Genomic DNA, 10292 nt, shown 5'->3' on the forward strand with positions numbered 1-10292 from the left:
AGGTTCGCGAAACATTTTTCGCGAAACATCGATTTTAAGAAAAAATCATTATCATAAAAAACAATCAACTAAGTATAACATCCTTAAAAACAACAACAAAATATTGTCGCGAAAGTCCCAGGAAAAAACAAACAGCTTGTGGTTCGCAACTCACATAATGAGCACATCATTTTCAGGGTCATAACTAACCCCGACACCATGATGCTCAACCCGCCGCTGCCAGTTCTTACCCAGGAAATAAAAGCGCAGACTATCCTTATCTGCATCATATTCCTTCAAAAGAAGATCCTTAAATTTGGTCCACTGAGCAGGATCCACCACGCACTCAAAAACTGAATACTGTACCCGCTGACCATAACTTTCACATACTTTAGCTATCCTGCGCAGACGCCTTTTTCCTGATGGATCCTCGAAACTTACATCATAACTGACCAATACAAGCATAATTTACTTCCAGAAAAACGGAGGATATCCGTCAAGTTCACCGCGTAAATAACGATTCATAAGTTTCGCCTGAACATGGAAAGCCAAACCAAGAGGTATCCGCTCCTTAATAAAGGGGTGAATGACCTCTGTCGACTTTCTTTTTTGCCAGGCAGACAGAACTGTCTTCCTCGTCTCGTCATTCATAAAAACAGCTCCGCTCTCCTTTACCATAAACCCCTTTTCAACAACTTCACCTCTGTTAATAAGAGATAGTACCAGGCGATCAGCCATAAAAGACCTGAATTCTTCCATCATATCCAAAGCCAGTCCAGGCCTGCCGGATCTGTCCCGGTGCAAAAAACCAGCCTGGGGATCCAGGCCTGAGGCTTCAAGGGCAGACCGGATATCATGTGTCAAAAGTGTATACACAAAAGAGAGCAGGCAATTGACATTATCCAGAGGTGGTCTGCGAACTCTGCCGTTAAAAAAGAAAGATTCATCCTTTCTCAAAATCAGCTGATCAAAGACACCAAAGTATGTGTTGGCTGCCAGCCCTTCTAATCCTCTGGCCTCATCAAGCGTAACGTTAGAACGTAAGCGGTGTGCACAACCATCAAGAATAGAGACAGCTGCTTTGACTCGGTCCTGATCAATTCGGTCAGGATAGTCTCGAATACATCTTTTGAGCACTGTCCGAGAATTAGTCACCTTACCGGCAATGATGCTTCTTGCTATCATTGCTGAGGCCTGGAGGTCATCTGCCTTGCGGTACTGTTCACGCCTAAGAAGAATATTGCCGCTTTGGGGACCATGAACAGCAGCGAGGTAACGGCCTCTTTCAGTTAAAAAAGAAACAGATAACCCCCTGTCAGCACAGTGCCCCAACAGAAAAGGGCTGCACAACACATTTCCAAAGCAAACTACTCCATCAAGGATATGCACAGGAAAACGTTTTTTTTCACCTGATTCAAAGCGAACCACAATACACTCACCATCCTTGGAGAGATAGCTGCCCTGAGAAGTGACATACAGAGTATTTAACAGTTTCTTCAATCTTCTAACCCCTTCAGGATATAGGGCTCAACCTTCCCCTTTCGAGTTGCAGTCGGCATGCATTGCCCTGTTAGAGAACAATTTTTACATTTTTTGCCATATTGCGCTGGAGGGGTCAGGCCACTTTTAACCATTGAGCGCATCTCCAAACATTTAACTTTGACCAGATCACGCAGATCATTGTCAAAAACAACTTTTTCCCTCCTTCTGGGCTTACCATAAAAAATGGCACCTTCAGGAATTTCCAGGCTAAGCATTTCTTCCAGGCACATGGCCTGAGCGCATAACTGAGCCCGATCCCAGTCCTCAATTTTTGGACTGCCCCTTTTATATTCCACTGGATAAGGAATTCTTTTCCCTTCAGGGCCAGCCTTCATTTCAAGAACATCGGCTACGCCATAAAGTCCAAGCTCATTACTGCGCACTGGTACAGAACGGTCTTCTACTGTGTCACCGCGCTTGCCAGAGCAACCTGAATCAACCCGGTTATGCAGCACCCTCCCTTCAGCCGTGAACCTGTTTTCGGTCCACACACCCTCAATATGAATAAGGGCGCACTGCCTTGGGCAGTAGAGAAAGTGCTGCAGAGCGGAAAGAGGCAGTACATCAGCTTCATCCATAATCTAATTCTTCCATTTATTCTTTCGAGCTTGGGTTCTGGACCGATAAAGTCTCTCTGTAAATCCACCCTGGTCCAGGAAGTCTTTTTCAAGAGCCCTCAACTGCTGATCCAGCAGGTAGTTTGTCTGGTGAATCAGACAAATCATGGTATTGGCTGCAACTTCCGGCGGTGCTTTTTCAATATAAGGCATATATGTCGCATAGGACCTATCCTTCCTGTAACAAAGCCCCCTGACAGTCTTGGACAGGGGATGATCCTTGCCCCAGAGGATAAAATCCTTTAGCCGCAAAAAATCCTGAAAATCCTGCAGCAATTCCTCCAGGCTGGCCCTGGCAATTCCAACCAGCTTCAGCTCTATCTTCTTAGAAGTGCCAGAAGCCATGCTGCCCTCGACAATATTCTGTTTACCGCTTCTGGCCGCCTGAACCATCTGGTCATAAGTTCGTGAGCGAGGATTAACTAAGCGCTCACAAAACTTAACTGTGCCATCATAAACAAGTTCAGCCATCTGAAAAGATTTCAAGTCCTGGTACCCACCATGGGCAGGAATAATTCCGGGTGGTTGTTGCTTTTGTGGCATGATTAGACCTCCAGGGGCTACAGCTTGATTTGCAGATCAAAAACAAAATTAATAGCCATCAATAACCTCGGGGCTCAATTTATCTAAGTCGTCAAATTGAAGTACAACAGTCCCATCACTTTTGATTTCAACATGCATACTTCTATGCACCTTTGCAGAAGATACCTGGCCGTTTTTGCTGTTATGCTTCCACCAGACAACATTAAGAACCTCCATACTGCCATCAGGCCTTGCTGATGAAGCATCATTTTCAAACAGACGAGGGAGAATTTTTTTAATTATGGCTGCATCTTCATCACTAAAGCCGGTTTTCGTTGATAGTTGTGGACTCATTGATCCATAACATATATATACTGCCGAATCAACTCGATGCTTCATACCCATTGTGTCTGAACCTTTTTTAGTGCCTTCACCCTCACCACTAACGCTTTTTGTAATCTGTATACTGCTCACATTCACAGGTTCTACGCTAAAAGCTGAATGTATCGAAACGGGACCTCGAATTGGAATTGAAACTCCTGTTCCTTTATTTTTGCCTTTGTAAGCCATGACCTGCCCAAAGGCACGAACATCGAACCAAACCTCGCAAGCTTTTTTGACGATTTCATCTTTATCCTTAATTTCTTTCAAAGTGCCATCAGCACGAGCTTTAAGACTAGTATAATTATCCAGTTTATTATCGTCAGATTGAACAAAAATATTTTCACCCTCTTCCATTAACCTATTGCGAATCTTGCGCTTTATACATACATCAGAAACCTCTCCATACCCTTCATAGGTCGTTCTGGGGCGGTTGCCATTTAAAGGGTCTCCATTAGGATTGGCATTCTTGACTCTGAAAACAACTGCAAAATCAACTTTATTACTTAACGACATATAAACCTCCTATATTGTCATGATTAATAGCTAAACATGCTATTCTTGATTAACTGCCATTGCTTCCTTAGTTTTTTTTGACTGCCTGAGGTAGGATCGCTGGCAATGAAAACCAAGAAGATACTCTCCAGTCAACTTGTCATCAGAGATAAAATCTTCAGATTTAAAAAGATTAAAGACCTCATCAAATTCATTTTCAAGGTAACCGAGAATGCCTGGTAAATTTGCCCTTAAACGCACCCTATGAGGACTTAGGGAGTCGTTAATAATCTTCCAGGTAGTAAAGGGTTTTATTGAAAACCTGTGCATTAGTCTGGAGGCATTGGTTTCCCTGTTTTCCCCAGTCGTATCCAGAGAACTTCTTTCCAAGCGATCCGCCAATGCCAAAAGTCTCCCATACAAATAATCACGGCTATTTCTTTTCCGTTCCAAGGCCATACTATATCCTCCTTTAAAGCTATTATAAAGAGCACAAGCAACCCCCAGGCAAGCTTCCCATTCCCACTTTTCAAGGCCGATCCTGTTGCTGGCCCTTCGAACGCACGAATCAACCAGATCTTTAGGAATAGGCGCTCCATCTACAATACAAGGTAGCAACCTTTCAACAGTGGATTTTTTAAGATTATCATCCAATCTGCTACCATAGGCAGCTTTTGCAATGGACTTAGGCGATGGCGCACCAAAAAAATGCTTGTCTTGACCAAAATTCTGAAACCAGGCGCTTTTGGTGTGCCACTTTTTTAAACGTTCCAGAAACTCTGAACCAGTCAATTCTCTATAGTACTTGATGCTCATGCGACCAGGTGAAGCCGAATCGAGAGCCATAACAACAATATCCGCAGTATCCCCTAATTTCTGGCTATATCCTGATATCATTTTGGCCAGACGCTTTCCAAAATCCTGTGCGGTGTAACTATCTGCTTTAGATGGAATTTCGCCAATACTATCTTGAAACAGTTCATAAGTATCTGCCAAGGGGTATGGAAGATCATCACCTTCAACAGCCCAAGCTACCACACTGAAATTGCTATCGCCTGTTCCACGCCAACTCTGTCTACCAATAAGCCAACGCAAGGCGCTATGGGCCTTTTGAGTTATGTCCATACCAATCCCGCAAGCCTCTATGGCTCGATCAAATCGCCCTCTGAATGTGTAGCCAGATGTGTCATTGGAGGAAACGAGTTTAGCTCCGTCTCCACTGTGCCGGATTTTTTTGGGGTGATTTAAAGCAAGTATGGTTTCTTCTCCTGTAATGTAGCACAAACCAATTTGTTTATTCCCGTAAGATTTCAAAAAACGGGACCAACTCTCCCATACAGACTTGTCCATCCATAATTCAGATGCAGGGTCTCCTGGGATCTCAACCCCAAAGCGAACAAAGATATCTGTTTGAGAGGAAGATGCAGGAAGAACTGAGAATATCTCCGGAGGATCAGTCTGTTTATCTTCCCACTTCATAAGCAGCTTTAGATCGCTGTCTACATAAAGAATTCTCTTCTCTATGAGATCAGAAATTAAAGTCCCATTTAGCAAATAATCCTTGACCAGTGTTACCTTGTGATGTGAATATTGCGAATTGCACCAGTCATTCAGTAAAGACATAAATTCATCAAATCCTGACTCTTTTGTGCCACCATAATCATTATAATCTTTTGAAATATATTGTAACTTGTCAAAAATTGGATGTGGTTTAAGGGCTTTTCCTGTTCTTCCAGCAGAACCTTCTGTTGCTGGAATTATTGTCATTGACTGTTCTTTTGGGATAACCCTTGCTCTCAATATCTGCGCTTTATCATTCAAAACAACTTCAACCTGAATGTTTTGAGTGATATGACAGCTTGGCCAAAGTGGAACTTTGTCATTGTCCTTGCCAACATGCTGTTCATGAACATTTTCATAAGTTTTATAAAGTTTCTCCATCCAGCTCATAATAAGCCCTCCTCAGCAAACCCATTAGATTTTGGGGGACTGGGAACCATCTGTTTAATAAACTTACGTGTAGGACATTTTTCAGGACTGAGAAATTCGACAATTCCTTCTGACATAACTGGCCACCAGAATCTGCTATAAAGATTGTTTTCACCAATTTCGTCAGGATAATCGAAGCCGTGAAACATGAGCCCAAAGGATACCTCATCAATGTTTTGATAATGACTGACACCTTCTCCGAACATACATGGCTCGACATAGCCCTGGCATTCTCTCGCTCCAAGACATATATCACGCCTTCCGCCACGCTCTATCATACGCTGGACAATGGAGTAATGCTTTCCATCAACCCAATCCTGCTCAAGATCCTTTCTATGTCTGTTCCATTCAAAGTGCGCCTGAACCTGATACTCAACGTCAACTAAGTAGGTATAGATAGCTAAGTCGTGACGGGCTCCTTTGCCAACATGATCAAGAGGTTTTATCCCCTTGGATTGGGTGCGTATTGGCTTCATTACCCTTACCCTGTCTACAATCCAAATAAATGACGGCTTCCAATATATTGATTTTGTGATACCTTTTAATGCTTCATAAGTAGGTATGTGGTACGAACATTTTTCTCCTCCAATGCGTGTAACGGGGTCAGTAAAAAGGGCAAAACGTCCCCAAACCTTAAACTCAATTTGATTCTTCATACATCCTCCTTTCAAGCTTCAATCAAAGACATCGGCTCGGACGGCTCAAAGACCAGACCAGTATCAATGTTGTAATATTGTGGGTCTAAAGCGTAGATATCTAAATCCATAATTATATTATGCAGAGCACCAGCATTCTTGAGTTTTTCAAACTCAAAGCGGTAAATATTTACAGAGTATTGCTGGGCTTCCTTTAGGAGGGTTTTGATTTTTTCCAGCTCAGTGCATGAGCAAATATCAGCAATAATTTCTTTTCCACGCATGTAAGGAACAATTATACCTGTCGTACCCGAATCAATAACCTCAAAAATTTTTCCAGCAGTTTTGAAAGATTGGTTCAGTATGAGCCCTGTTCCCTTTCTTTCGGTCCTGGCGTGCTGTTTTAAAGATAAATGGTTGGATGATAATAAAGAGAACAATGTGTCATCTCTGTTCAATATTTGATTGTTTTTAACTGGATAGTCCATTTCCTGTGATCGTTTGTAAAAATAATAGCTGTAAAATAAACTCATTAAATCAGGATGCAGTATGTCATGATTAAATCTTTCAGGGTTAGTTTTATATTCATCAAGGACTGTCTCGGCCTTTTCTTTACCTGATTGAATGTCATAGAGTTTCGATAGGCTCTCAACCAAATGATTGGGATTAATAATAGTCACTCGTCCAGAATCCCTCACCCCATTTCTATTGCATCTTCCTGCAGCCTGAGCAATTGAATCAAGTCCTGCCAGAAAACGGATCACTGCCCCGAAATCGAGATCAACACCAGCTTCAATCAATTGAGTGCTTACACAAATGAAAGGGGCATGTTGTCCCTTATCAAGACTTTCCTTCAAACTGTTGATTATAGTCTTCCTGTGGGCTGGGCACATATATGTACTGAGATGATAAGTATTCATCCAGGAGGAACAATAATCGTAAACTGCTAAGGCAGCTTTTTTTGTATTTGTCACCAGCAGGGCGCTACCTGAAAACTCTGCCTCACTAACAGCGTATTCGCCAATTTCACTAATTGACCAGCCTTCGTCCTTCCGTCTATCTTCAACTACTACTCTGCGAAGTTTCTTAAAAAGATCCATTTTTTTGGGGATAATTTCAGACTGTTCCTGCCCACCAGTAAAGTTTACTGCTCCTTTAGAACCATCAACCCTATCAAGCAACGGCTGGGTGGCTGTACAGAATACTGCTGTTGCGCCGCAATGTTCTACTAAAAAGTTGACGGCATTATTGAAAAGATGAACAGTTTTAATTGGAATAGCCTGCACCTCATCAAATATAATGACTGCATCTGAAAGCCTGTGCATGCGCCTGGCAGCCCTTGTTCCACCATGATAAAATGCGTCAAGAAACTGTACCAAGGTGGTAAACACAATTGGAGCATCCCAATTTTCAGCTAACTGCCTGCATTCTTCTGTATCTTTATCCGCAGGCAAATTGGAATGATGTTCCAGAACAACTTGTTCAGAGTCAGATGGTTTTTCAAGGATATATCTTAGACACTCAGCATTCTGGTCAATTATTGATGTATAAGGAACGATGTAAAATATTCTTTTCATGCAGTGAAACCGGGCATGATGAAGAGCAAATCTTAAGCTGGAAAGCGTCTTTGCCCCGCCGGTTGGAACTTTAAGCTTATAAAGTCCCTTGTTCTTGTTGAAAAAATTATAGCATGCTTGTGAAACATGGGCCCTAATTCTGTTCACCTCGGTATCAGCTTCAAAAGAAAGCAATCGTTTTTCCAGACGGGAAATCAATGTAGTCCAGTCCGATTTTTTTTGCTTCAAACGCCCTGAAGCACTTAATCGATCTGCATCAATTAGCATACTGAACAAAAAACGTGTGAATAGACCTAAATAAAAGCACTTTATCTCATTGGAGCTTTTTGATTCATTGATTTTTTTTATCAATTGCCCCATCTCATCAAGGATCTCTGTTGAACATAACAAACTGTCAAGCCTCTTCATTATTCCTGGGTCTGCTTTACTGAAGGCATCCATAAAGTTTGTTGAATCGAAGGACTTATCCATGCGCTTTATAAACAGATTTTGCCCATCAGGGGAAATACAGTCCATTAACCCGCCATGATGACCAGCAACGCACACGGCAATCATTTGTTTAATCAGGCTGGCAACAGCATTTATACTCTTGAGGTGGTTCCAGGCAAACTGAGCACCAGCAGTTGAGTGGTCTGGCTTTTTATCTAAGGGCTTGGTCAATGGATTAATATGGTCCTGAAAAGCATTTCCGTACTTACCAAAGTCGTGAACAAGTCCCGACAACTCTCCAACAATAGGCAGATTGATTTTAGCTGAAAACAACTTTGTCAATACGGCAACTTCTTCAAGATGTTGCTGTACAGTCTGAGTAATATTGCCGTGTATATCAGTACGCGCTATGTAAGTGTTCACGATATTTCTCTTTAGATCTTAAAACATTCTAGCCGATACTTTCCCACATCATGCAGCAACCCAGCCAGGCGCCCCCAATCAGAAGAATTGAATACCCCGGCAAACTTTTCTGCCAGTTTGCTAACATTGCCCAAGTGTTCCTCAAGGACCTGCCAATCCTCAGGCCCCTTGCCTTCAACAGTATGTGCATAAAACTTCATGCATCTCTCCAGACATAATATCAATCAAATAAAATCTATAAATATATCCTTATCCCAAACACAACATAAACAAAATCATCAATTTACTCAACCGGAAAAACCTGTTCTTCCCAGGGTAAGGCCCAGCAGGGTTTCCACTTGTCCTGCAGTGCGCATGATCTGATAGATATCTATATTATCAATGCTCTGGTTATTCCTTACATATCCCGCCAGATATGTGTGAGATTTAGGCTTAACCCCGCTTCTAAAGCAGACCAGGTAAGCCACGGATTCAGCCTCAAGCTCACGCTGAAGAAAGGCCACATTATGTCGATCAGGTGTTTTCAGGCAGATGTCCTTTCCAAGATGGCCAAGATAAAGATGGGCCAGTTCATGGACCAGAGTGTTGAATTTAACCGGGAGTGCATGGTTTTGGTTGATTTTAATTTCGTATTCAGGCTTATCCTCTTTCTTGACCGCCCGCTTAACAGCCCGAATCAATCCAGCCATATTTCCACCCTTATCAACCATTTTGCAGATTATGCCTTTAGATTTACATTTGTCAGTGTATACTCGAAACGTCTCAGAGCTCATATCCCCTTTGGCAACAAAGGAAAAAGCATCTTCAGGCAGTTCTTGACCTTCTGTATCCTGCACATCATACACAAGGGCCACAGGCCCAAAAGGCCAGAGGATAAGAAGTGGCCTAGCGTCTTCATTTGGGTAACGCTTGAACTTCTCCCACCAGTCATGCTTTGACGCGGCATAAGACAACCCCGGCTTCTGAAAATTAAGAAGCATGGCATTAAAGGGAGCGAAGTTTCGCAGCTGGACAACAAAGTCCAGAAGCTCTTTATAATCCTTGCTCCGGTAATATAACCTGGAATCCTGGAGCAGCTGATCCAGGAGGTTTCTGGTCTCGTCTGTATCGTGGACCTGATGTGATGGATTTTGAGTCATGGATACACTCCTGGCTTATGAGATTAAAGGTCAGGTTTGAAAGTTAATCAGCCACAAACCTTGCTCCTCTGCGTTTCCTTTTGAGCTGAAAAACACGCGCATGGCCTCGAACTTATACATGGGGCAGCATGAGGCCGCTTTTGTCCAGTCATGTTTCAGGCAGAGCCTGGCTATGGTCGTCAATATGTTCCAGATGGAAGATATTAAAGAATGTATGTGAAAAAGGCCCGTAAGAAATGGGATAACCTGGAGGAAGAGGTAATCCCTGCCAGTTTCAGGAATGCGAAGGGCCTATTTTGTGCTTGCCTCCAGCCTTGCTTCAAGTGCTTGATCCGTAAAACTGAACATAAGTGAATAATTTTGCATTGCCAATACGATTATAGCTACTTGTAAGCTCCTCTGCCGGGTGGCCCGGGACCGAACCTGTAAGTATCTTTAAGAGTCTGTCACTTTTTTGGAAATTGGGACAGTCCCCGCGAGGTACTATAAAAAAGATTGATGCTGCATTGGTTCCTGGAAGAAATTTGCTTTGATGAAAAAATCTACACAGCGAGGGACAGTCCC

At 42.6% G+C, this 10292-nt stretch carries 10 protein-coding genes; all 10 read right to left on the reverse strand.

Translation table 11 applies throughout. From position 1 onward, the window contains the following. Positions 1-150: 150 nt before the first annotated feature. Positions 151-444, reverse strand: a complete 294-nt coding sequence (gene cas2, locus LZ23_RS21830) for a CRISPR-associated endonuclease Cas2 (RefSeq protein WP_045217707.1) — start codon at positions 442-444, stop codon at positions 151-153. A 3-nt stretch (positions 445-447) separates the two neighbouring features. Continuing rightward, entirely contained in the window at positions 448-1479 is a 1032-nt protein-coding gene (gene cas1c, locus LZ23_RS21835; RefSeq protein ID WP_045217708.1) for a type I-C CRISPR-associated endonuclease Cas1c, read from the reverse strand. Beyond that, positions 1476-2099, reverse strand: a complete 624-nt coding sequence (gene cas4, locus LZ23_RS21840; protein WP_052507608.1) for a CRISPR-associated protein Cas4 — start codon at positions 2097-2099, stop codon at positions 1476-1478. The genes cas1c and cas4 overlap by 4 nt, the downstream gene beginning before the upstream one ends. A 3-nt stretch (positions 2100-2102) precedes the next feature. Continuing rightward, the gene (locus LZ23_RS21845) at positions 2103-2681 is read right to left on the reverse strand and encodes a four helix bundle suffix domain-containing protein (RefSeq protein ID WP_045217712.1); all 579 of its coding nucleotides are present in this window, start codon (positions 2679-2681) and stop codon (positions 2103-2105) included. A 48-nt stretch (positions 2682-2729) separates the two neighbouring features. Further along, positions 2730-3557 carry a type I-C CRISPR-associated protein Cas7/Csd2 gene (cas7c, locus tag LZ23_RS21850; protein WP_045217713.1) on the reverse strand — a complete coding sequence of 276 codons (828 nt, stop codon included), beginning with the start codon at positions 3555-3557 and terminating at the stop codon, positions 2730-2732. Positions 3558-3596: 39 nt separating this feature from the next. Then, the gene (gene cas8c, locus LZ23_RS21855) at positions 3597-5486 is read right to left on the reverse strand and encodes a type I-C CRISPR-associated protein Cas8c/Csd1 (protein ID WP_045217715.1); all 1890 of its coding nucleotides are present in this window, start codon (positions 5484-5486) and stop codon (positions 3597-3599) included. Continuing rightward, entirely contained in the window at positions 5483-6181 is a 699-nt protein-coding gene (gene cas5c, locus LZ23_RS21860; RefSeq protein ID WP_045217717.1) for a type I-C CRISPR-associated protein Cas5c, read from the reverse strand. Before cas5c ends, cas8c begins: the two co-directional genes overlap by 4 nt. Positions 6182-6192: 11 nt before the next feature. Then, entirely contained in the window at positions 6193-8589 is a 2397-nt protein-coding gene (locus LZ23_RS21865) for a CRISPR-associated endonuclease Cas3'' (protein ID WP_052507609.1), read from the reverse strand. Between the two features lie 11 nt (positions 8590-8600). Then, complete coding sequence (locus LZ23_RS21870; RefSeq protein ID WP_045217721.1) at positions 8601-8789, reverse strand: HD domain-containing protein; 189 nt, start codon at positions 8787-8789, stop codon at positions 8601-8603. Positions 8790-8876: 87 nt separating this feature from the next. After that, a complete protein-coding gene (locus LZ23_RS21875) occupies positions 8877-9728 on the reverse strand; it encodes a M78 family metallopeptidase domain-containing protein (RefSeq protein ID WP_045217722.1) in 852 nt (283 codons plus the stop codon). Positions 9729-10292 lie beyond the last annotated feature (564 nt).

It is taken from the genome of Desulfonatronovibrio magnus, from assembly GCF_000934755.1.
Lineage (GTDB): Bacteria > Desulfobacterota > Desulfovibrionia > Desulfovibrionales > Desulfonatronovibrionaceae > Desulfonatronovibrio > Desulfonatronovibrio magnus.

Bases quoted from the DNA above. Each gene is read 5' to 3' on its own strand.
- cas5c (WP_045217717.1), bottom strand. From the start codon at position 6,181: ATGAAGAATCAAATTGAGTTTAAGGTTTGGGGACGTTTTGCCCTTTTT.
- cas2 (WP_045217707.1), bottom strand. From the start codon at position 444: ATGCTTGTATTGGTCAGTTATGATGTAAGTTTCGAGGATCCATCAGGA.
- cas7c (WP_045217713.1), bottom strand. From the start codon at position 3,557: ATGTCGTTAAGTAATAAAGTTGATTTTGCAGTTGTTTTCAGAGTCAAG.
- cas8c (WP_045217715.1), bottom strand. From the start codon at position 5,486: ATGAGCTGGATGGAGAAACTTTATAAAACTTATGAAAATGTTCATGAA.
- LZ23_RS21875 (WP_045217722.1), bottom strand. From the start codon at position 9,728: ATGACTCAAAATCCATCACATCAGGTCCACGATACAGACGAGACCAGA.
- LZ23_RS21870 (WP_045217721.1), bottom strand. From the start codon at position 8,789: ATGAAGTTTTATGCACATACTGTTGAAGGCAAGGGGCCTGAGGATTGG.
- cas4 (WP_052507608.1), bottom strand. From the start codon at position 2,099: ATGGATGAAGCTGATGTACTGCCTCTTTCCGCTCTGCAGCACTTTCTC.
- LZ23_RS21845 (WP_045217712.1), bottom strand. From the start codon at position 2,681: ATGCCACAAAAGCAACAACCACCCGGAATTATTCCTGCCCATGGTGGG.